This window comes from Terrisphaera buseokensis, assembly GCF_047521145.2.
Taxonomy (GTDB): Bacteria; Verrucomicrobiota; Verrucomicrobiia; order Opitutales; family Opitutaceae; genus ER46.
In genome coordinates this window covers 2322897-2345578 of the sequence record NZ_CM134186.1, presented here as the reverse complement: position 1 = coordinate 2345578, position 22682 = coordinate 2322897, and the positions used below count along the sequence as shown (strand labels likewise).

Here is a 22682-nt window from a genome sequence, read left to right as displayed (position 1 = left end):
CATTGATCGACGCGGCTTATGCTGCGCTGGCCCGAAGGAGCAACTAGACTGAGCTCGTCGCCAATCGCTCACGCTCGCAGGTAAATTCCGGTCGAGCACATCTTCTCGAGACAGTACCGATTGGCGGCGGTCTCCACCGGTGCGCGACCACCTGGAGTGCAACCGCGCGTTTTGGCTGGAAAGCCTGCTTCGACCGTTGCATCGCTACCTCTCCGGCAAGTGTCCATCCGCCCCAGTCCGTCCCGCTCCCCACTCCTGCACCGCATCCTGGTCCCGCCTGGACTCTGGTTCGGTTGCCTCGTGCTGCTTGCCGGCATCGTTTACCTTCCCGCACTGCGCGGCGAATTCCTCTGGGACGATGGGGGACACGTCACGAAAGCGGCGCTGCGTTCGTGGGAGGGGTTGGGCCGCATCTGGTTTCAAGTCGGTGCCACGCAGCAATACTATCCGATTCTCCACACCGCCTTTTGGCTTGAACACCGCCTGTGGGGCGACGCTCCAGCGGGCTATCATGCGATCACGATCGTGTTTCACGCCCTGGCCGCCGGGCTGTTTGGTACGGTCCTGCAGCGGATCGGCGTTCCCGGCGCCCGGCTGGCTGCGCTTCTCTTCCTGCTGCATCCGGTCTGCGTCGAGAGTGTGGCCTGGATTGCCGAGCAAAAGAACACGCTCTCGACCGTGCTCTATTTGAGCGCGGCGCTGATCTATTTGCGCTTCACCGCGACCCGCACCCGGGCGGCGTACCTCTGCTCCACGTTTGTCTTCGTCCTGGCCCTGCTCACCAAATCGGTCACGGCGACGTTGCCCGCCGCGCTCTTGCTGGTGGGCTACCTCCAACGGGGCAGGCTGAACCTGCGCACCGACGTGCTGCCCCTGCTCCCCTGGTTCGCGTTCGGCGCGGGGGCGGGACTGCACACGGCGTGGGTGGAACAAACGCTGATTGGCGCACAGGGGCCGGAATTCGATCTGACCTGGCCCCAGCGGCTCATCCTGGCCGGCCGGGCCGTTTGGTTTTACCTGGGAAAACTCCTTTGGCCGGCGGAGCTGGTCTTCATTTATCCCCGCTGGACCATCGATGCAGCGCACGCCTGGTCCTATCTTTTTCCCGCGACGGCGGTCCTGCTGGTGGCCGCGCTGGCATGGGTGGGTCGCGTACATCGCGGCCCATTGGTCGCCGTGCTCTATTTCGGCGGCACCCTGTTCCCGGTGCTCGGTTTCCTGGACGTGTATCCGTTCATTTTTTCCTATGTGGCCGATCACTTTCAGTACCTGGCATCCCTCGGCATGTTTGCGCTGGCGGGTGCTGGACTGCACACCGGGTTGCGCTCCGCGGCCCCTTGGCTGCGACAGTCCGTCCTCGCCTTGATCATCCTGGCATTCGGCACGCTCACGCTGCTCCGCAGCGCCGTGTATCGGGATCAGATTACGCTCTACACCACGACCATCGCGCAGAATCCCGCGTGCTGGATGGCACACAACAATCTTGGGGATCGGCTGCTCGTGGCCGGCCGGATCACGGAGGCAATCGGTCATTTTGAAGCTGCGCTGCGCATCAGGCCCGACCACGCCAACGCCCGGAACAACCTGGGCAACGCCCTCGCCCGCCTGCCGGACCGGGCGGCGGAAGCGATCCGGGAGTACCGGCAAGCGCTGCAGCTGCGGCCGCACTTCGCCGAGGCTCACTTCGGCCTCGCCAACGTTCTCATCCGAAATCCGGATACACTCGCCGCCGCCGCGGAACACTACGCGGCCGCCGTGCAGGCGAAGCCGGACTATGCGGAAGCGCACGCCAACCTGGGCGTTATCCTCACGACCTTTCCTGGCCGATCAGCCGATGCGATCCAGCACCTCCAGCACGCGACGCGGCTGAAGCCCGACTACGTCGACGCCCACTCAAACCTCGCGCTTGTTCTCGCCAACACCCCGGGCCGGCAGCTGGAAGCCATCGATCATTACCAAAAGGCCCTGTCCTTGAAACCCGGCCTCATCGAGGCCCGGCTGAACCTCGGCGTGCTGCTCTCTCAATATTCCGACCGCCGGCACGAAGCCCTCGCTCACGCCGAGCTGCTCCTGCAAATGAAACCGGACTTGGAATCCGCGCAGACCCTCCTTGCCCAGCTGAAGGCCGGAGCACCTCCGTAAGGTCTCGCTTTTGCGCCCGGCCCTTCTCCGGTCCGGCACGTTTCACGCGACGGCGACGGCTCTACCGCGGACCGAAATCCTCGAGGTACTGCCCGACGATCTCCCGCAGCGGGGGCGGCTGCGGGAGTCCGAGCGCGACGGCCCGCACGCCGTCAACGGCCACCGGCCAGTTGCTCACGAGGCCCTGGATCCGCGCGTCGAACGCGTCGACAATCGGACCGACCTTCAAGCCGCGCGCCTGCGCGACCTCGCGCACCACGGACTCGGCGAGTTGCGGCGTGACGCGATGCGCCGGCAGCACGAAGGCGCGATCGTCGCGCAGGTTCGACTCCGGCACTTCGTGCAACGCGATCAGCGAGTCGATCACCGTGCGGTAACCGGTCATCGGGTGACACTGGTCGCGCCGCACCGGGAGCAGGCACGGGACGCCATTCAATGGCTCGCGAAACATCCCGCTCGCCCAGCTCGAGGCCGCCGCGTTCGGCGCGCCCGGCCGGATGATCACGGTCGGCAGACGCGCGGAGCGTCCGTCGAAATGCCCCTTGCGCGAGTGATCGTTGATCAGCAGCTCGCAGACTACCTTCGTCATCCCGTACGTCGTCTGCGGCGTGAGTTTCGTGCGGTCCGAGTTGTACTCCTGCATCGCCTCACCGCCGTAGCCCGCGATGCTGCTGGCGAACACCACGCGCGGCCGGCCCGCGGCGGCCCGGGCGGCTTCGAAAATATTGCGCCCGCCGTCGAGATTGACGCGCAGCGCGTCGTCGAAGCGCTGCTCGCATTCGCCGCTCACCATCGAGGCGAGGTGAAAGATCGCCACACCTGCGTCGGTTCCAATCGCCGCGAACACCGCGTCGCGCTGGCTGATGTCCGCCGTCACGAGCCGCACCCTCGGATCCGTCGCCGGGCGATGAAAAATCGCATCCAGCAAAGTCATGCGCTCGATCGGTTCCGGACCGCCCGAGGGACCGGTGAGCGTGCCGCGCGCGAGCAGCTTCTGCGCGAGTTGATGTCCGAGAAATCCGCCGCCGCCGGTGATGACCACGTGCATGCGCACAGACGGATTCGGAGATCGCGCGGAGTCACGAATAAAACGCGCCGCACCATCGCGCGCCGCGATCCGTCGCGAACGACGCCGTCCCGCCACATTTCAATCGCACGCCCGCCACAAAGGTGTCCATGCTGCGGCCTGCTCGCCGGGTCCGGCACCCGTCCCTCCCGGCTCTCCCTTCCCACCCAGCCCCATGCATCGCACCCGCCTCTGTCGTCCCTGGTCGAGGGCCGTCGCCCTCCTTTGCGCCTCCACCGCCGCCTTCGCCCAAGCCGCCGCTCCGTCGTCCACCACCGCCCCGGTGCCGGTCGAGCCGGCGGTGGTGCTGTCGCCCTTCGAGGTGAACTCCACCGATGACAAGGGTTACGCCGCGTCGTCCGCCCTCGCGGGGACCCGCACCAACGAGAAACTCGCGAACCTGCCGAATTCAATCTCGGTGTTCACCGCCGACCTGATGAGCGATCTCGCGCTCAACGATTTCTTCGGCGCGGTGGAGTTCGCCGCCGGCGCGGAGAACATCTTCAATGACACCGGCACGGTCGGCGCGCCCGTGGGCTCGCGTTCGGGCAACCAGATCAGCTTTCGCGGCATCCCGTCGATCCGCCAGCTGCGCGACGGCTTCCCGTGGTTCCTCCCGGCCGACACCTACAACACGGAGCGCATCGAGTTCGCGCGCGGTCCCGGCGGCCTCGCGTACGGCGACGTCGATCCCACGGGCATCATCAACGTTTCCACGAAGCGCGCCAACTTTCGCCGCAGCGCCAGCACGACGGTGCGCTACGACAATTTCGGCACGCAGCGCTACTCGGTCGATATCAACCAACCCGTGCTCCCGCGCCTCGGCGTGCGTTTCAACGCGCTGAACTCCGAGGTCGAGCAGTTCCGCCAGCGCGGCAGCCGCGACTTCCGCGGCTACGCCGGCGCGCTGCGCTGGGAGCCGTTCAAGGATCGCCGCACGCGGCTCGACGCCAACTACGAGGGCGGCCACACGCGCAACAACCAGAGCACGCTGCACCTCAACGACGGCATCAAGGCCTACGTCCGCGGCACCGGCACCAATGCGGCCGACGCCGACCCGAACAATCCCGGCGTGCAGGTCAACGGCATCGGCATGCGCCGCATCGCCGCGCCGGGCAACACCCACGTCTACCTCGACATCGGCGGCACGCTCTACGACATGCAGTCGACGGCCACGACGACGTTCCGCAATTCGGCCGTGCTCACCGGCGCCACCGTCGCCACGGGCACCGATCCGCAGAATCCCGTGCGCTACCCGCTCACGACGATCCCCTACAGCGTGTATCCGGACGGCCAGGACTGGGGCGGACCCGACAACCGCCATGACACCGACTTCCACGCTTACAACATCGAGTTGTCCCACTCGCTCGGCGATCACCTCCGTTTCCTCGTCGCGCACAACGGCCAGGTCGACGCCACGACGCGGCTGCAAACGTACTCGTCGGCCGGCTCGCTCGGCATGAACTCGCGCGCCGTGTTCATCGACGTGAACCGCGTGCTCCCGCACCCGACGGTACCGAACACCACGATCCCGAATCCGCGCTTTGAGCAGCTCTTCCTGGCGTATGCGCCCACGTTCACGACGGACGGCAACAAGGCCACCGGCTGGCGCACCTCGATCGTGTACGACACCAAGCTGCCGTTCTGGAGTTCCACGTTTCGCGCGGTGGCCGGGGCCAACTACCGCCACGAACAGAACTACCTCGACACCTATTCGTTCGCGCTCACGCAGCAGGAAATCGCCCGGCGCGGCCTCACCGGCGCCGCCGCCACCTTTGCGAACAATGTCGTGAACCCGATCCACTATCTCGCCGACGGCAACAGCGACGAGGCGCTCCGGCTGAAGGTCGTGCCTGGCGTCACGGGCTTCTACCGCAGCGGCGCGAGCCAGACGCGGTTCGATCAGACACTCGGCTCCGGCAGCCTCACCACGCTGGCCTCGTTCTTCAAACAACGCCTCCACACCAGCGCCGGCATCAGTCGCGATTACTTCCGGCAGAATCGCAGCCGGGCACCCGTCGCCTTTGCCGCCACCGGCGAGACCCGGCTCGTCGATCTGCAGAATCAGCCAATCCTCGACGCGACCGGCTACAACGTACCCTACGAACCCTTCAACCGCACCTACGCCACGAACCAGACCTACGGCGGCGTCTTCCGCGTGCTGCCCTGGCTGGCGCTCGGCGGCGGCTACTTTGAATCGTCGCTCTTCACCGACAGCGTGAGCTTCGAGCTGACGGGCCGGCCCCGCCTGCCCCGCACCGGCGAGGGCCACGAGTACAGCCTGCGTTTCAATTTCCTCGACGAGCGTATCAGTGCCACCGTGACGCGCTTTCAAACCACCTCGGAAAACAACTCACTCGGCCTGAGCGCGGTGGCGCAGACCGAACTCAACGCCCTGCTGCCCGCCAACAACCGGCTGCTTGGCACCGGCGATTACCGGGATCAGGAGACCGAGGGCTGGGAAATCGAGATGCAGATGAATCTCACGCGGCAGTGGACGGTGCGCGCCACGTACTCGATGAACCGCGTGGTGTTCGGGCGATTCTTCCCGCTCGTGCGGCCCTATCTCGCCGCAGCGCGCGCCGCGGCGCAGGCGCAAGGCCTGGATCCCGAAGATGCGACGGCCATCACGCAGCAACTGCTCGACGACACCGAAGGTGCGGTCCGGTCGGTTCGCCGCGAGACCGCGAACATCACGACGCGTTACAGCTTCACCGAAGGCCGGCTGCGCGGCTTCGCGATTGGCGCATCTGCCCGCTACGCCCTCGGCCGGCCGCGTGCCGCGCTCTCATCGGGTGGCGTGGTCGTTTTGCCGGCGACGACGACCGACAGCTACTTCCTCGTCAACCCGTTCACCAGTTATCGCCGGAAGATCTATGGTCATGCGGTCACGCTGCAGCTCAACGTGAACAACGTGCTCGGCCTCAATTCCGATCAGGGCAACAGCTACACTTGGCCGCGCAAGACCGAGCCGCGACAGTACGTCACTACCGCCACCGTCGAATGGTAAACCGGGAGCAGGATGCTCCCACTCCCTTGGCCCCGGAGTTCGTGTGGATGAAGTTCGCATCGCCCGCGTCAATCATGGTCGTGCGACGCAGAGTAGAGGGCGCTTCCAGCGCCCTTCCGGAAAGCGGGAGCAGGATGCTCCCACTACCTTGGCTTCGCAGCTCATGGGCAGGCAAAATTTCATCCGCGTCATCGGCGGAATCCGCGGTCAAACCTTCGCGGTTTACCTGCGTCGGGGCACGGTGCCCCAAGCCATGCGGGCGATTGGTACGCTACTCGCCCCAGGGATTGACGTGGAGGTCGACGAACAGGTCCAGGTCGGGAGCGTGGAAGCCGATGCGGACGGCAAGCGCTCCGTCGGGTTTCTGCAGTTCAAAGTCCTCGGTCCGGGTCAGCACCGGCGGGCTCAGTTTGCACTTCAACCCGGCGTCGCAGAGATTCGATTTGAAGTTGCCGACCACCATGTTGCTCAGTTCGCCGATCACGTCGTCGATCACCAGCGGGTCGTTGAGTTCCGCGGCGGGCATTTGCAGCACGCGGGCGGCAATCTCGACTGAGGTCGGTGGCGTCAGGCGCAACGACGCCGCGCCGATCGCCCGGCCGCTGAATCCGATCTCACAGCGAAGATGTTCACCTTCGAACGCCAGGGCCGAGGCCTTGTGCATCGCGAGATCGACGCCGAGCATGGTGCGAAACGTCTTTTGCACCGCGCGGAGCAGCGGGTCGTGCATCGCCACGAGCAGGACGCTGCCCATGCCGGTGCGTTGCAGCGCTTCCTCCACGGTCGTGCAGCCGTAGTCGTCTTCCGATTCCGCGCGGGGATTGGCGATTCGGAGCAGCCGCGCGATCAGGTCCTTGTCCTGCCCGATCAGTTTCGCCACTTCCTCCGTCGTCGCTTCCGGCTTCGCCACCAGCTGCCCCAGGCGCTTCACGCTTTCGGGGATCGATTCCAGTCCGTACTTCTTTGCCAGATCTTCGACGGGGGCGGCCATGGTTTACCCCCAAACTTCGGTCACGCCGCCTTTTTCTGGAGCGGAATGGCGCGCACCACTTTCTCGATCAGCTGCTCGTCCTTGAACGGCTTCACCAAGTAGTCCCGCACGCCCAGTTTCGCAATGTAGGCCACGTTCTCCCGGCCCGATTCCGCGGTCAGCATGATGACCGGAATCCCCTTCAGTTCCGGGCTCTCCTTCAGCTTCGTCAGCATCGTCACCCCGTCCATCACCGGCATCGTGATATCCAGGACGATCAGGTCCGGCTTCTCCGACGCCGCCTTCGCCAGGCCCTCCTCCCCGTTGCACGCCTCGCTCACCTGGCAGTCATACGGGGCAAACGCCCGCGTCACGATCATGCGGATCGTCCGGCTGTCATCTACACTCAGTATTTTCGTGGCCATAGGTTTCAGTCTGTTAGTTTAAGATGGATTTCAATCGCCAGGCGTTCCCCCCGGCTCGCAAACACAAACGTCCTCGCTTGCATGTCCGGCGGCAACTCCACCGCGAAGGCCGGCCCCCGCACGATCGACGGCGTGCTCATCGCGCACGCCCGCCCTGCGTCGCACAACGCCGACTTCAGCCCTCCCCCGATCATGTTCGCCAGTTCGCTCGTCACGTCGTTCACCATGCCGGTGTCCGGCGTCTCTCCCTCCGGCAACCCCAGCATCGCCACCGTCCCGCGGTTCGCCAGTGCCTCCGTCAGGTGCACGTACACCACCCCGCTCAGCCCCTCCCCCTCGATCCCGATCGCCCCCGACACGCACTCCCCGCCCAGCGCGTTCTCCCCAGCCTCCGCCTCCACTTTCAGCGCCAGCATCGTCTCCAGCACGTTCGGCACCACTCGCTGCACCACTCCCTCCAGATCAAACGGTTGACTCGTCGTTATCATGTTGTGCTCGCGATCGCCGGCTTCATTGCCGGCGACGGCTCCCTGGCTCCGGCCATGAGGTTCGTGGCTTCGAGAATGGCCGGGGCGATTTGCGACAGCGGCAGCACCTGGTCCACCACGCCGAGTTCCACGGCGGCCCGCGGCATGCCGTAGACCACGCAGGTCGCCTCGTTCTGCGCCATCGTGCGCGCACCAATGGCCTTCAACGCCTGCATGCCGAGCGCACCGTCGCTGCCCATCCCGGTGAGAATGCCCGCCACCACGCGCGCGCCGCCGCACTGCGCGGCGGAACGGAACAGCACGTCCACGGCGGGACGGCAGTGATGCACCGGCGACTTCTGATTCAGCGCCGCACGGTAGCCCTGTCCGGTCCACACGACCGAAAGATGAAAATCGCCCGGAGCGACCAGCGCCAAGCCCGGATGCAGCTCGTCACCGTCGGCCGCCTCGCGCACTTCAAACTGGCAGATGTCATTCATCCGCTCCGCGAACGCCCGCGAAAAATAGGCCGGAATGTGCTGGGCGATCGCAATCGGCGGCAGTCCCGCCGGCAACTGCGTCAACACCTGCTTCAACGCTTCCGTGCCGCCGGTCGAGGAACCGAGGACGATGAGCTGGCGCGGATGATAACCCCCGGTGCGGACGGCCACCGGCGCCGGTGACGCCGCGAAGGCGCCGACGCTGCGAAACGAGCGCGTGCCTGACATCGCCGCCGCCTTCACGCGCATCGCGAGCTGCTCCGAGAGATTGCCGACGGAGTACGCACTCGTGGGCTTGGCGAGCACTTCCACCGCACCCGCCTCGAGCGCCTCCATCGCGATGCGCGAGCCGGCCTGCGTGAGCGAGCTGATGATGATGACTGGAATGGGTCGATGCTCGCGGAGAATCTTCAGGAACGTCAGGCCGTCCATCTTCGGCATCTCGATGTCCAGCGTCAGGACGTCAGGATTCAACTCCAGGATTTTTTCCCGCGCGATATACGGATCGGGTGCCGTGCCGACGACTTCGATTTCACTGTCGTTCGCGACGGCGTCGCAAATCATGCGTCGCACCACCGCGGAGTCGTCCACCACCAGCAATCGGATTTTTCGGGAAAGGTTCATGCGGCAACGGCCATGGTTTCCACCCGGGCGAGCGCGTCGCTCGAGGCGATGAGAAGATTCTGCACAGTGTCGTTGGTGAAGCCCAGGGCCTCGACCGCTTCCTCGCCCGCGCGCACGGCGTAACTGGCCCAGCCGGGTGCCGCGCCCACCTGATGCGCCAGCATGTCGGCGACATGAACCACGGCGGACAAACGCGGCCGCGGCAGCAAGGCCGGGGCGTGATGGTTGGCCACCGCTTCAACGATCACGGACGGCAGGCGCCACGACTCCAGGAGACGCGCGCCGACCTCGGCGTGATCCGAGCCGATGATGTCACGCTCCGCTTCAATCAGCGCGCAGTGGTCGCGTTCAATTTGTTCGCGAATGGCAGTCTTGGTCACGGCATCGAGCGCGTGATCGAGCACGATTTTTCCGATGTCATGCACGAGGCCCGCGGTGTACGCGAACGACGCGTCCGCGCCACCCGCGGGCAGCGCTTCGAGCACGGGATCGGTGATGTAGGCCGTCAGCAACGAATGCCGCCAGAGCGCGCCCGGTTCCATCGCATAGCCCGGCAAAGCGGGGGCGAGCGCGGCGCCGAAACCGAGTGAAAGCACCAACCGGTACACTTCGCGGTAGCCGAGATAGAAAATCGCCTGCTCCACCGAACCGATCGAGGAACCGCCGAGCGCGGCGGAATTGCAGAGCGCGAGGAGCTTCGCGCACAGCACGCCGTCCTGTCGCACAACCTGCACGATCTCGTCGTTGCCGGTCTCGGACGACGACAGCATCGCCACCAAACGCGTCACGGACGGTGACGGCGAGCGCAGGTGACGGACCCGGGCAATGAGTTCTCCAGCTTTCATAGGGTGCGGGAGGGTTCTCCGGGCATGTCGAGGGTGACGGCCCCGGTCGCGAGGTTGAGCCGGAGCGTGCGGCTGGTGTGGCCGCCGATTTCACAGGCGCTGGCCACGACGCCGTTGCGCTGGAGCATCGCGAGGATGGCGTCCGAGTTGCGCACGCCGATGTTGAAAATCTTTTTCTCGTCGAGGAACTGCGCGCCGCCCGCGAGCTTGACCACGAGTCGCTGTTTCACCCCGCCGAGCGCATACACCGAGTGGAACAGCGCCGGCAGACCGGTATCGACGAACATGAACGGCCGGCTCGCGGCGCGATCGAAGTTGATGGTGGAGTCAGGCAGCATCGCATGGAGCATTCCGCCCACCTTCGCCACCGGATCGTGAATCGTGACGCCCACGCAGGAGCCCAGCGAATACGTGACCAGCGTGGCCTGCGTGTCGTTGCTGGCCAGCATCTCGCCCATGCCGACGACCAAATTCTTTTTCGGCGCCGCGGCAACCCAGCCGAAACGCTGCGGACTGGCACTGGGAGCGGACATCAGGCGGGATCACGACGGTAAATGGCGGGCCTGACCTGCTTCAGCTTGTGGCTGATGCTGAGGAGGCTCTCCGAGTGGCCGACGACGAGATAGCCGCCGGGTACGAGATGGGCGTGGAGTTTGGCGACGAGTTGCTGCTGCGTTTCCTGATCGAAATAAATCATCACGTTCCGGCAGAAGATCACGTGCTGGTGCGGCTCGACCGGATACTGGGCCTGCAGGAGGTTGAGCTGGTGGAATCGCACCGACTGGCTGAGGGCGTCCTTCACGCGGAACTGGCCGGCGTTGGCGCCGACGCCCTTCTGGAAATAGCGCGACAGCAGCGTCGGGTCGGGCAGTTTCACGCGCTCGGTCGCGAACACCCCGGCCCGGGCCTGGGCCAGAATCCGCGTCGAGATGTCCGACGCCTCGATCTGCCAGGCGAGCGCGCCGTTCGCGCGCGCAAACTCGGCCAGCACGATGGCGAGCGTGTACGGCTCCTCGCCCGAGGAACACGCGGCGCTCCAGATCCGGAACGGTTCGCGCGAGGCGCCCGGTCGCGCCTTCCACTCCGGCAGGATGTGATCGCGCAGGAAATCCAGCGAACCGGATTCGCGGAAAAAGTGCGTGTGGTTGGTGGAAATGACATCCACCAGCGGCCCGATTTCGGCGGCACCGGCGGCGGACTGCAGCAGCACGCAATACTCGTCAAAGTCCCGCAGCCGCAAATGCCGCAGCCGCTTCGCGAGCCGGCCCGAGACCAGGGCCTGCTTGTCCGGCCCCAGCCGGATCCGGCTCTGCGCATAGACGAGCTTCGCGATGAATTCGTACGCCTCCTGGGAGAGGTTGAACTGGCCGACAACGGCGGTCATCGGGTCGATCAAAAGTCACGGAAGCCGCCGGGGATCCCGGGCAGCCGCGGCATGGGAATCGCCCCGCTGCCGTTGCTCGCCATCCCGTTGCCGGCGGGCGTGTGACCGCTGGAGGTGCCGTGAGGGTGGCCGTGGCCGGACCCGTTCGTGTGACCGTTCGTTCCATGCCCATTGGTGCCGTTATGGCCGTTCTGATACGCGGATGCGGCCGGCTTGGATTTCTTCACCGGTGCGCCCGCTGGACGAACCAGCGCGGGCGAAACGTGCTCCGGCCGCTGCTGGGCAACGGCGGCGGCGACCACGGGATGATCGCCGATGCCGGCAACGAGCGAATGCAGCTGCGCGACGATCTCGCGGAGCGTGTTCGCCTGCCGGTTGAGCTCATGGGCGGCGGCGGCATTTTCCTGCGCGCTCGCGGCGTTGGTCTGCGTGACCTTGTCCATCTGGGTCACGGCCATGTTAACCTCATTGATGCCGCTGCTCTGTTCCTGACTGGCGGAGGCGATCTGATTGATGACTTCGTCGAGGGACGTGACCTGCTTGACGATGCCCTGGAAAACCTGGCCGATGTTCGCCGCGTTGTTTTCCACGTCGGTGAGGCTCTGCACCACCTTGGCGCTGGCCACTCCGCCGAATTCGCTGCGCCGGATCGCCGCCTCGATCTTGTCCGAGGTGTCCTTCGCCGCCTGCGCGCTGCGCTGGGCGAGTGAACGCACTTCGTCCGCCACGACTGCGAAGCCCGCGCCGGCCTCGCCCGCGCGGGCGGCTTCGACGGCGGCATTCAGTGCGAGCAGGTTGGTTTGAAACGCGATCTCGTCGATCGTCTTGATGATCTTGGCGATCTCCTGACTCGAGGACTGCATCTCGCTCACGGCGGATTCCATCTCGCCGACCGCGCCTTTAACGGTGGTCAGCGTGCGGCCCATGGCGGCAATCCGGTCGAGGCCCGAGACCGCGGATTCGCGCGCCTGCTGGCTCAGCGCCTTGCTGCTCGCGGCATTGTCGGCATTGCGCTTCGTCATCGCGGAGATTTCCTCGAGCGACGCACTCGTTTCCTCGAGCGAGGCGGCCTGCTCGCTGGTGGCTTCGGCCAGCGACTGGCCGTTGCTGGTGATTTCGTTGGAGGCCGTGGACACCTGGACCGACGCGCCTTCGAGGGCGCCGACCGCTTGCGAGAGCGGGTGGGACATCTGACGATCCATCCCAAGCGCGATGAGAACGGCCGACAGCAATGCGGCCAGGGTCGATCCGATCGCCATCCACTTGGACCGATCGCCGACGCCATTGGCGGCCTTTTCGGCCGTGGTGACCTCGTTCTGAATCAGGTCGCTCAGCTTCTCCATTTTGTCCGCCTCGGCATCAAAGGCCCGTTGAAATTCGAGCTGAGCAGCGGCCAGCTCCGTCTTGCCGGCATTCTGTTGAATCAAGGTGATGATGCGTTCTCCCGCCGTTTGATACTCTTTGAGTCCGGTGGCAGCGAGGGCCATGCCCGCCTTGACGTCGGCTCGCGTGGTGTAGCGCACAATTTCGTCCATCGACTTCTGATGGAGCGCGGTGGCCTCGCGAAATTCCTTCACGCCTGCCGCGATGTCCTCCTGGTTGGCCGCATTGAATCCGATGATCGTGCGAAAGAGCGCTCCCCGGGCGGCATCATGCGCCATGTCCGCCTCGAGCGAGGCCCGGAGCTCCGGCACGATCTTTCCGGCGACCTTGTCCAGCTGGCCGTCCAACTGGCCAACCGAAACGAAATTGATGACTCCCGCCGCGAGGCTGAACACGGCCATCACGCCGAAGGCAATGAAGAGGCGGGTACGAAGACGTAGTTTGGAAAACATGACGAAAAGGAAGAGACGTTCGCTTAGAAATCGGTGAAGGAACCGTTGCCCTTGGCCGAGCCGGCGAGTTCGGGCATCGGGAGTTCGGAGCGCGAAGGCGTGGAGCGGACGGACCTGGCCGCCGCCGTGGCCTGGGGACGCCGCGCGATCGTCGCCTTCGTCGTCGAAGCCCGGCGGTGCGTTTCCTCGGCTTCGGACGGCACCGGACCGGACGACGAGGGCGCCACGGCGTTCGGCGTGCCGGCCAGAACTGACTCCAGCTGCGCGACCACGCCCTGCAACGTGATGACCTGATTGTTCATCTCGCTGGCGGCCGCGGCATTTTCCTGCGCGGCGGCGGCAGTTGATTGCGTCACCTTGTCCATCTGGCCGACCGCCATGTTCACCTCACCGACGCCCTGGCTCTGCTCGGTGCTGGCGGCGGCGATCTCGGCAATGATTTCGTCGAGCGATGAAATCTGGCCGACGATGCCGGAGAACACCTGCTGAATGCTTTGGGCGGTGGATTCGACCTCGGTGAGACTCTTGACGACCTTGGTGCTGGCCTCGCCGCCGAGCTCGCTGCGTTTGACCGCGGCTTCAATGCGATCGGACGTGTCCTTGGCCGCCTGGGCGCTGCGTTGGGCGAGAGCCCTGACTTCGTCGGCGACGACCGCGAAGCCCATGCCTGCTTCGCCAGCGCGCGCGGCTTCCACCGCCGCGTTCAGCGCGAGCAGATTGGTCTGAAAGGCAATCTCGTCGATCGTGCGGATGATTTTCGCGACCTCCTGGCTGGAGGACTGCATCTCGCCGACGGCTTTCTGCATCTCGCCCACGGCACCACGAATGGCGCTGAGCGTCGCACCCAATTCCGCGATGCGTTCGAGACCCGTCGTGGCCGAGGCCCGCGTCTGCCGGCCGAGACCGGCGGCGTTGCCCGCGTTCTCCGAGTTGCGCTTGGTCATGCTCGAGATTTCCTCCAGCGACGCGCTCGTCTCCTCGAGGGAGGCCGCCTGTTCGCTGGAACCTTCCGCCAGGAAATGGCTCGCGCCGGAAACCTCCCGGGCGGCGGAGGCGGTTTGAGCGGCGCCATCCGTGAGCGACTGCGCGACATCTTTCAGCACGGAGGTCGTCGAACGCACGACCTTCCAGCTGAGTCCGCCGCCAATGGTCACGCCGACGAACAGCGTAATCGTGCAGAGAGTGAGAACAAAAATGAACCGGCTGTGGGCGGCGTCGTATTCCTCCCTGGCGACGCGCAGCTGCAGGTCGACGAGCTCGGTGATCTTCGCGCTGATGGGATCGATGTGCTGATAAAGGGGCCCGTCGAAATCGCCGAGCTGGCCTTTCAGACTTCCCGTCTTGCCGGCGAGATACAAAGCGAACCGCTCCACGGCGGCATCGGCCGGGCCGAAGAGCTTGTTGGCTTCCGCGGCCAGCTTGGATTCCTCCGTTGTAAGCGACGTGGCCGTGTAGTCCTTCCAGTTCTTCTTGATGGCGGAACTGGCGGTCTCGAGTCCCTTGCGCGTTTCCTCGGCGGTGAAGAGGCCGGCATTCGCCTTGTTCGCGGCGTCGATGATCGCGACGGCGTAGTCGTCCGCAATCGCCTTCAGCTGCTTGAGCGGCACCACGCGGTCGTTGTACACCGTATCGAGACCGGCATTGGTCTTCTGGATACCGACGATGCCGATGGCACCGATGGCGACGGCCACCGCGACGAGGATGCCGCTGACGGCGTAGAGTTTGGTCGTGAGTTTCAAGGGTCTTTTAAGAGGGTGACGGCGTATTCAGGGATGGAGCGCGGCCAGGCGTTTCAGCCCGCGGAGCCTACCACCTTGTCGATGTCGAGGAGGGTTTTCACCGTGCCCTTGACCTTCGCCATGCCGAGAATGTAGCCGGTCTCAACGCTGCCCGCGAAGTCGGGCGTTGGCTCGATGTCCGCCGCAGTGAGATTGGCGACTTCCTCGACCGCATCGACGATCAGCCCGATCACCGTCGGGGGGCCCTCGAGGGCCTTGATCTGCACGACCACAATGCAGGTGCGCTCGGTGTCCTCGGCCTTCGCGAGGCGGAACTTCAGCCGCAGGTCGGTGACCGGGATAATCTTGCCGCGCAAGTTCACGACGCCCTTCACGTAGTCAGGCATCTGGGGGACCGGCGTGATTTCGCACAGCCGGATGATTTCCCTGACCTTCAACACCGGGAGGCCATAATATTCGCGCCCCAGCACAAAGGTGAGGTACTTCCCGGCGTGGTCCACCAGGGTTTTGGGAGAGAGGACTGCAGTCGACATACGATGAAGGGCGGAACGAGGCGGATGCACCGCCATTGTCTCTTATAGTCTATTCGGCTTGGATTACGTTTCCTTGAACCGTTCAGGCGGCGAGAGCGGGAGCAGGGTCGAGTTTGACGAGGGTATCGACGTCGAGGATGAGGCCGACGCGACCGTCGCCGAGGACGGCGCCGCCGGCGAGGGCACGGTTGCGTTTGAGCGATTCGCCGAGGCTCTTGATCACGACCTCCTGTTTGCCGAGGAGTTCGTCGACGAGGAGGCAGCGCATCTGCTGGCCCGATTCGACGACGACGACGATGGCCTTGGTGGGATCGGTGATGCCGGTCGGCCGGTTGAAGTACTGATACAGCCGCAGGAGCGGACAGAGTTTGCCGCGCACGTTCACCATTTCCGCGCGCTCATGCACCGTGGAGATCATCTCGGCCCGGGGGCGGAACGACTCCCGCACCGACAAGGTCGGGATGATGTAACGCTCCCCTCCGACGCTCACGATCATCCCGTCGATGATCGCCAGGGTCAGTGGCAGATAAATGCTGAAGGTCGTGCCCTTGCCGGCGACCGACTCGATGTCGATCTTGCCCCGCAACTTTTCAATGTTCCGGCGCACCACGTCCATCCCGACGCCACGGCCGGAGATGTCGGTGATCTTTTCCGCAGTCGAGAACCCCGCCGCAAAGATGAGCCCGAAGATGTCCTTGTCCGGCAGGCTCTCGCCGGGTTTCACGATCCCCTTCTCCACCGCTTTCGCGAGGATCCGTTCGCGGTTCAAACCCGCACCATCGTCGGCGATCTGAATCACGATGTTGCCGCCCTGGTGGAACGCCCGCAACTGGATCGTGCCCACCGCGGGTTTGCCCTTCGCCACGCGGGCCTCGGGCATTTCAATGCCGTGATCGGCCGAGTTGCGGATCATGTGGACCAACGGATCGCCGAGCGCCTCCACGATGTTGCGATCCAGTTCCGTCTCATCGCCGCTGAAGTTCAGCTGCACCTGTTTGTTCTGCGCCGCAGCCAGATCCCGCACCAGGCGCGTCATCTTCTGGAACGTCGCCCGGATCGGCACCATCCGCAGCGACATCGCCGTCCGCTGCAGTTCGCTCGTGATTCGCCGGAGTTGCGCCAGGTTTCTCGCCAGATGCCGGCTCGGCAGGCTCAACAGATCCGGATCCTGCACCACCATCGATTCCGAGATCACCAATTCCCCCACCAAATCGATCAGGCTGTCCAGTTTCGTCGTATCCACTTTCACGAACCCCGCCGCGGCTGAGGCGCCATTCGTGGCCGCTCCCGTGCTCTTCGGCTTGTCGGACGCCACGGCCACTGCGGCCGCAGCGGCGCGCGGCGCCGCCGGCGGCAGACTCGCGGCGGCGGACGGATCCGCGAGCACGACCTTCACCCGCGCGATCAAGTCCAACGTCGGCACCTGGATCACGTCGCCCGCGTTCTTCCCGTTCAACTGCGCGTCGATTTGCACGACGAAGGTCTTCAGCGTGTCCCCGCCCTGCAGGATGAGATCGATGATCTCGGAGGTGATCGTCAGCTTGTGCTGCCGCGCCGCGTCCAACAGCGACTCCAGTTCATGCGCCAGACTCTTGATTGGCGTCAGGTTCAAAAACCCCGACCCGCCCTTGAACGTATGGAACGCCCGGAAAATCGAGTTCAGCGTGTCCGCATCCGCCGGCTGCTCCTCCAACACGAGGACGCCGTTTTCAATGTTCTGCAGGTGCTCGTTCGATTCGTTGATGAACTCCCGCAACAGCTCCTGGTCCGTCGAGAGATTCAACGTCAGCTCCGGCTCGCTCTGCTCCGCTCCGGCTGCGGCGGCTGCGGCTGACTCCGCCCGCTCGTCCGCCACCACGCTCAACGGCGGGAACGTGGCCGCTTGCGGTGCCGTCGCCGTGGGACTGGCCGCTGGGTTCGTCGCAGTCGCAGTCGCTCCCTCCGTCCACTTTTCCGGCAGCGCCGCCAGCGCCTGCCCGTTCCGCCACCGCGGCAGCGCCGCCATCATCCACGCCTGCCACTCTCCCAGATTCGTCACCGTCGCCGCGTCGAAGCACGCCGTCGTGTCGAACAGCCGGTCGATCCACGTCCGCGCCACTCCCACCGCCCGCTTCATCTCCGCCGGCACGCCTGCTCCCTTCACCCAATCTTCCAGCTCCCCCACGAAGCTGTTCACCGGCAACAACCCCGCGTCCTTCCCCGCCTCCACAAAGTTCAACTCCAGCGCCAGCTTCGCCAACACCCCCTTCGCTCCCTCCACCTCGGCGGGCTTCGCTTCCGATTCGGCGCTCTGCAATGGGGACGGGTTCAATCGGGAGAGATGTTGAGTTTGGAAAATGGTCTGAAGCCTGCATCGGCGTGCGGCTCTTCCGGTGAAGCGCTATTCGCGGGCTGATGCCTTCACCTTTGCGTTTGCAGCGCACCGGGACCTCCCCAGTTCCGCCCGCCCGTCCGGCACTCGCTCAAAGTCGCCCGCGCAGCCAGCGTGCGCACCTGATCTCGGGGCTCGCAGCGAGCGAACTACTTGCGTCGCACCAGCAGCTGCGGATCAACACCATCATCCGGATCACGCCCCGTTCGCCGACGCTGAAACGATCACCGGTTTCACTCCTGATCTGCGCACTTCTTGCCGGCATTCAGAAGCCCTCGTTATTGGCGCTATTTCAAGACCGGGCTCACGGAACGAACGCGCTTTCCCCGCCCGCCCAACCAAGGGTTTACCGCCACCGGCTGGATTCCCGGTTCCGGAATGGCAAAGCCAAAAACTACCGGAATTCCGGTAGTCAGGGAGATCGACGATCCGGTCGGGAAAACACGACCTTGAGTCCGCACTCCACCATGGAACTCAAACATTGGACCGACGGCGTCACGGTAGAGCGAACGGAGACCGACGGGCGGATCCACTTTCGCGCCAGCTGTCCGATCTCAGGCTGCAAGGCCACCGAGCTCATCGAGGTCCGGGATGGCAACGAGGACAAGGCGCGCATCGACGCGATCGGCCGGATGGTCGCGCACCTGAAGCGCCACCACGGCACCGAGGTCGGCCTCTAAGCCATGCGGGAAAATTCAGCTGCCCGCGAATGACGCTAAAGATCGCGAATGAGAAGAACGTGAAATGCAGCCGGCGAAATTCGCGTCCCTTCGCGTCATTCGCGGGGGCTCGTCTGCATGGGTCGGTTGAACTGCCGACGCTCAGTAAACGAGGCCGCGGAAATCCCGCACGCGGTGAAACGTGATGAGGTTCCCGTCGTGCGCGCTCTTCGCCCGCGCATCGCCACTGCGCGACAGGATCACCAGGTCGTCACCGTCGATGTCCATGCTCGCATAGTGCCGCGCCTCCTTCGGTGAAGCCGTGATCGCCACCGCGCCGGCGAAGCACCAGTCGACCATGTTTTTCGAGAAATGCAGGACGAGCCGATGGCGCTCGTTGTTGGGCAGATCGTAGCGCTCCGGCGGCAAGCGGTCGGGCCGCGTCATCGAGTCGGTCGCCTGCGAGCTGAGCAGCCAGTAGAGTTTCGTCGTGGCGTCATAGCAGACATGAAAACGCATCTGCCCGCCCGGCATCGGGAGGAAGAGCAGGGTTTTCCCCGACGGGGCGCGCTCCAGCTGGGTCGTCATTGAGCCGTCGGCGTGCTCCACGACTTTTGCTAGCGCCGCGTAGCCCGTTCCGGCCGTGTGCGCGCGCATGAACAGATGAAAGGTGCGACCGGCGGGATCGAACCAAAGGTGATTCGGATCGGTGATCTGCACCACATTGGTTTCGAGCCAGCCCATCGGCGAATTTGTGCGACGTTTCGGACTGGTCGCGACCGGATGCCGATCCGGAAAAGCCTGCGGGAAAAAAGGCACGCCGAAATACTCGAGCTCCGGCTGGTTCTGTCTGTATCCAGGAATCAAATCCGCAAACACGAGCTCGCTCGCAAACGTCCAGTTTGTCGCCTGCGTGAGATCCGCGTCTTCACGCGCCCGCAGCAACACCGGCGCGAGCGACCCCACGGGCCACGCCTTGTTGTCCTTCCCGACGCGCCGCTCCATCACAAGATAGACGTGACCGTTCGCGTGCCACACATTGCAGGCGGACTGATGCCAGGACTGCCCCTGCGTCAACGCCACCTGTCCACTCCACGTCTCGCCGCGATCATCCGATCGCGCGATCTGCAGATCGCCCTTCTGCCCGAGATAGTAAACCGACTTTCCCGCGGTGAAGAGCCGCGCGTGCGTCATGCGCAGCGCGCCCCGCTGGGTCCACGTCCGGCCGTGATCGTCCGAGGTCAGGATGAACGCATACGCCGCGTTGTTCGCCCGCCCGGTGCCACCGCGTTCGTAGGCCGCGACCAGCCGGCCGCCGTCCAACCGGAGAATGCTCGGTGTGTACAGCGGCATGCCCTGCGGATCAGGCGACTCCGCGAGCGCGATGTAGTCGTTGGCCAGCGGGCGGATCGGCGCGGCGCGCACCGGCGTCAACGCGATCGCCGCCGTGGCCAGCAGCAGTCCACGTCGGAACAACGTCGGCGTCATGGCAGTTTCCCCAGCCACGCGAGAAACGCGTCCTTCCAGCGCCCCGACTCCGCGTCGCGTCCGAGCCCGAAACCGTGTCCGCCGGTTTCCACGATCATGACCTCGGCCGGGACGCCCTTCTCCTTCAGTGCCGCGGCGAAGAGTTCGCTGTTCTGACGCGGCACGCCCTTGTCGTCCTTCGCGTGCACGAAGAAGTATGGCGGCAGATCGACCCGCGCCCGGCGTTCAAGGGAATACTCCGCGATCCGCTCGGGCGACGGCGACGCCCCCAGCAGTTTCGTCCGCGAGCCCTGATGCGCGTACGGCCCTTCCAGGCAGATCACCGGATAAAGCAGCGTCACAAAATCGGGCCGCGTGCCATCGGCCGCCTGGCCGAGCACGCCCACGCTCCCGGCGAGATGTCCGCCCGCGGATCCACCGAGGATGCCAATGCGTTTGGGATTGAGGTTCCATTCCTGAGCGCGATTCCGCACGTAACGCACCGCGGCGAGCGCATCCTGCTGGCTGAGCGGCAGGCCGTCCTTCGTGACGGACGGATCCGGCAGGCGGTATTTCAGCACCGCCACCGTGATGCCGCGCGCGGAAAAATAACGGCCTAGCGCGTGACCTTCGCGATCGATCGCCACGTAGCTGTATCCACCGCCCGGGCACACGATGAGTGCCTCGCCGCGGGCGGCCGGCTTCGCGGGACGGTACACCGTCAGCGTGGGCACGGTGACTTTCTGCACGGCGCGGTTGAAGCCGCGGTCGTCGTAGTTGCCGTGCCGGTACACGACCTCCTCGATCGTCTGTGGCGCGTTGGCCGGCAGCGGCGGCTGCAGCGGAATTTCCTCGATGATTTGCGCCCGGGCCGAGGCTCCGAGGGCCAGCGCCAGGGGGAGAATGAAACAAGCTTTCATAGATTTAATACCAATCGCTCTTTGCCTTTGGACTTTAGCCGTGGCTACGAGCGCCAGCGAGTGGCCGAACAGCCACTCGCTGGCGCTCGTAGCCACGATCGATCCAGAAGTCCAAAAGCAAGGAGCGATGGGTATAAGCTGAGGCGTTGGGCTGAACAGAAGCAGGCGGACCGCCTGCGCTCCCGGGCTTGCGTTCATTTCACCACTTGTCGGAACGAAACGGCGCGGCGGGCAGGCCGGCGGCATTGAACAGGCGCGCGTCGGGGGAATTGCGCCACGCGTACCGCACGGCGACCGGCGCCGGCACCGACGCCGCGCTTACGATGACCGCCCGGCCGTCGATCCGCGCCTCGGCCGGAACGAATACCTTGTCGGCTCCCGCGATTTCAAACGCCACCCGCCCATCGCCCTGCGGGGCCTCGAGCTTGAGTCCGCCCGCATGCGAGAACGTCACGCGCATCGCCCCACCGTCCGGCTTCGCGCCGGTGAACAGCGGACCGTCGGTTTCGATCTTCTCGCCCAAGACGTGCTTCCGCGCATGCAGCGCGAGCCGCCGGCCGACGGCCTGCTTGTTTTTCGGATGAATGTCCTTCGGCTCGCCGACGTCGATCGTCACCGCCATGCCGGTGTTCGGCAGGGTCAGCGCGCGCGCCTGCGCTTCGCGCAGATGCGCCCACACGTCGCCCTTGGTGCCCATCCCGCTTTCGAAATTTGCCAGCTGCACGAAGTAGAACGGCAGGTTTTCACCGAACTCCGCCCGCCACTGCTTGATCATGCCGGTGAACAGCGACGCATACTCGGCATGGCGCGCGGCATTGGTCTCGCCCTGGTACCAAAGCATCCCGCGCAGGCCGTACGGCACGAGCGGCGCGATCATGGCGTTGTAGAGACCGCCCGGCAGCCACCGACTACCCGGACCCTCGGGCTTGGCCGGCGCCGCGCGGGCAAACCTTTTTCCCGCCGCCTGAGCCTCGGCCTTCGCCGCCTCCCATTTCGCCAGCGCCGCGGCGTGCTCGGTCATCTTCGCCGGATACTCCGCGAGCCGCGCCTCCCAACGGGCATAAACCTCTTTGCCCGCGGGATCGGCCCGCAGCGCCGCTTCGCTCATCCACGCTTCGATCTGGGTGCCGCCCCAGGAACTGTTCACCAGCCCGATTGGCACGCCGGATTTCTGGTGCAGGTCGCGGGCGAAATAATACGCCGCCGCGGAAAACGTTCCCACCGTCGTCGGCGAACAGACCGCCCAAGCGCCTGCGACATCCGACGCCGGACGCTCGGCGACCACACTGGGTACCTTGAAGTGACGAATCAGGGGGAAATTAGCGGCGGCAATCTCGCGATCCGCGTCAGCCGAAGAGCGCACCATCATGGCCATGTTCGACTGGCCCGAACACAGCCACACATCGCCGACGAGAACGTCGCGCACCACGACAGTGTTGGCCCCGGTCGCGACGAGTTCCGCGGGGACGATCGCGGCCTTTTCCGGCGCGAGCGTGACCCGCCAGCGTCCGTCGGCCGCGGTGATCACCGACACGGTCTGGCTGCGAAACTTCACCTCCACCTTTTCCGCCGCGGCCGCACGTCCCCACACCACCAGCGGCTGATCGCGTTGCAGCACCGCGCCGTCGCGGAACAGCGGCGCCAGCGTGATATCGGCCCACGCAGTCGCCGCGCTGCCAGCCAGGACGAGAACAAGGCGAGAAAGGAATCGAACGTTCATGGGGA

General features: G+C 65.2%; 18 protein-coding genes. 3 read left to right on the top strand and 15 right to left on the bottom strand.

All coding sequences use genetic code 11. The annotated features are described in order from the left end of the window. Nucleotides 1-219: 219 nt before the first annotated feature. Nucleotides 220-2142: a tetratricopeptide repeat protein gene (locus ACLJEU_RS08575; RefSeq protein WP_414662193.1), complete on the top strand. Its 1923-nt coding sequence runs from the start codon at nt 220-222 to the stop codon at nt 2140-2142. Nucleotides 2143-2203: 61 nt separating this feature from the next. On the opposite strand, the gene ACLJEU_RS08570 is transcribed toward ACLJEU_RS08575, so the two are convergent. Next, nucleotides 2204-3190 (bottom strand): NAD-dependent epimerase/dehydratase family protein, encoded by a 987-nt coding sequence (locus ACLJEU_RS08570; protein ID WP_414662192.1) that lies wholly within the window; start codon nt 3188-3190, stop codon nt 2204-2206. Nucleotides 3191-3383: 193 nt separating this feature from the next. Here ACLJEU_RS08570 and ACLJEU_RS08565 point away from each other — a divergent pair, with 193 nt between their 5' ends. Beyond that, nucleotides 3384-6218 carry a TonB-dependent siderophore receptor gene (locus ACLJEU_RS08565; RefSeq protein ID WP_414662191.1) on the top strand — a complete coding sequence of 945 codons (2835 nt, stop codon included), beginning with the start codon at nt 3384-3386 and terminating at the stop codon, nt 6216-6218. Nucleotides 6219-6489: 271 nt separating this feature from the next. Here the strand turns inward: ACLJEU_RS08565 and ACLJEU_RS08560 are convergent, their stop codons facing one another. The 11 genes from ACLJEU_RS08560 to ACLJEU_RS08510 form a co-directional block, all read right to left on the bottom strand. Then, nucleotides 6490-7209: a chemotaxis protein CheX gene (locus tag ACLJEU_RS08560; RefSeq protein ID WP_414662190.1), complete on the bottom strand. Its 720-nt coding sequence runs from the start codon at nt 7207-7209 to the stop codon at nt 6490-6492. 20 nt (nt 7210-7229) lie between these two features. After that, nucleotides 7230-7613, bottom strand: a complete 384-nt coding sequence (locus ACLJEU_RS08555) for a response regulator (protein WP_414662189.1) — start codon at nt 7611-7613, stop codon at nt 7230-7232. A 5-nt stretch (nt 7614-7618) separates the two neighbouring features. Continuing rightward, nucleotides 7619-8101, bottom strand: coding sequence for a chemotaxis protein CheX (locus ACLJEU_RS08550; protein WP_414662188.1), 483 nt, complete (start codon nt 8099-8101; stop codon nt 7619-7621). Continuing rightward, nucleotides 8098-9204 (bottom strand): protein-glutamate methylesterase/protein-glutamine glutaminase, encoded by a 1107-nt coding sequence (locus ACLJEU_RS08545; protein ID WP_414662187.1) that lies wholly within the window; start codon nt 9202-9204, stop codon nt 8098-8100. The genes ACLJEU_RS08550 and ACLJEU_RS08545 overlap by 4 nt, the downstream gene beginning before the upstream one ends. Continuing rightward, nucleotides 9201-10049 (bottom strand): HDOD domain-containing protein, encoded by an 849-nt coding sequence (locus ACLJEU_RS08540; protein WP_414662186.1) that lies wholly within the window; start codon nt 10047-10049, stop codon nt 9201-9203. Before ACLJEU_RS08540 ends, ACLJEU_RS08545 begins: the two co-directional genes overlap by 4 nt. Further along, the gene (locus tag ACLJEU_RS08535; RefSeq protein WP_414662185.1) at nt 10046-10582 is read right to left on the bottom strand and encodes a chemotaxis protein CheD; all 537 of its coding nucleotides are present in this window, start codon (nt 10580-10582) and stop codon (nt 10046-10048) included. Before ACLJEU_RS08535 ends, ACLJEU_RS08540 begins: the two co-directional genes overlap by 4 nt. Then, nucleotides 10582-11433, bottom strand: a complete 852-nt coding sequence (locus tag ACLJEU_RS08530) for a CheR family methyltransferase (RefSeq protein WP_414662184.1) — start codon at nt 11431-11433, stop codon at nt 10582-10584. The genes ACLJEU_RS08535 and ACLJEU_RS08530 overlap by 1 nt, the downstream gene beginning before the upstream one ends. Nucleotides 11434-11441: 8 nt before the next feature. After that, the gene (locus ACLJEU_RS08525) at nt 11442-13268 is read right to left on the bottom strand and encodes a methyl-accepting chemotaxis protein (RefSeq protein ID WP_414662183.1); all 1827 of its coding nucleotides are present in this window, start codon (nt 13266-13268) and stop codon (nt 11442-11444) included. Between the two features lie 23 nt (nt 13269-13291). Then, on the bottom strand, nt 13292-15007 hold the full coding sequence (locus ACLJEU_RS08520; protein ID WP_414662182.1) for a HAMP domain-containing methyl-accepting chemotaxis protein: 1716 nt from the start codon (nt 15005-15007) through the stop codon (nt 13292-13294). A gap of 53 nt (nt 15008-15060) precedes the next feature. Continuing rightward, entirely contained in the window at nt 15061-15540 is a 480-nt protein-coding gene (locus ACLJEU_RS08515; RefSeq protein ID WP_414662181.1) for a chemotaxis protein CheW, read from the bottom strand. 82 nt (nt 15541-15622) lie between these two features. Beyond that, on the bottom strand, nt 15623-17851 hold the full coding sequence (locus tag ACLJEU_RS08510; RefSeq protein ID WP_414662180.1) for a chemotaxis protein CheA: 2229 nt from the start codon (nt 17849-17851) through the stop codon (nt 15623-15625). 83 nt (nt 17852-17934) lie between these two features. Between ACLJEU_RS08510 and ACLJEU_RS08505 the strand changes: the two genes are divergently transcribed. Continuing rightward, nucleotides 17935-18591 (top strand): hypothetical protein, encoded by a 657-nt coding sequence (locus tag ACLJEU_RS08505; protein ID WP_414662179.1) that lies wholly within the window; start codon nt 17935-17937, stop codon nt 18589-18591. A gap of 141 nt (nt 18592-18732) precedes the next feature. On the opposite strand, the gene ACLJEU_RS08500 is transcribed toward ACLJEU_RS08505, so the two are convergent. The 3 genes from ACLJEU_RS08500 to ACLJEU_RS08490 all read right to left on the bottom strand — a co-directional run bounded on the left by ACLJEU_RS08500 (nt 18733) and on the right by ACLJEU_RS08490 (nt 22677). Then, on the bottom strand, nt 18733-20058 hold the full coding sequence (locus ACLJEU_RS08500) for a sialidase family protein (RefSeq protein WP_414662178.1): 1326 nt from the start codon (nt 20056-20058) through the stop codon (nt 18733-18735). After that, entirely contained in the window at nt 20055-20957 is a 903-nt protein-coding gene (locus tag ACLJEU_RS08495; RefSeq protein WP_414662177.1) for an alpha/beta hydrolase, read from the bottom strand. The genes ACLJEU_RS08500 and ACLJEU_RS08495 overlap by 4 nt, the downstream gene beginning before the upstream one ends. 199 nt (nt 20958-21156) lie before the next feature. Next, nucleotides 21157-22677 (bottom strand): sialate O-acetylesterase, encoded by a 1521-nt coding sequence (locus tag ACLJEU_RS08490; protein ID WP_414662176.1) that lies wholly within the window; start codon nt 22675-22677, stop codon nt 21157-21159. Between the last annotated feature and the right edge of the window lie 5 nt (nt 22678-22682).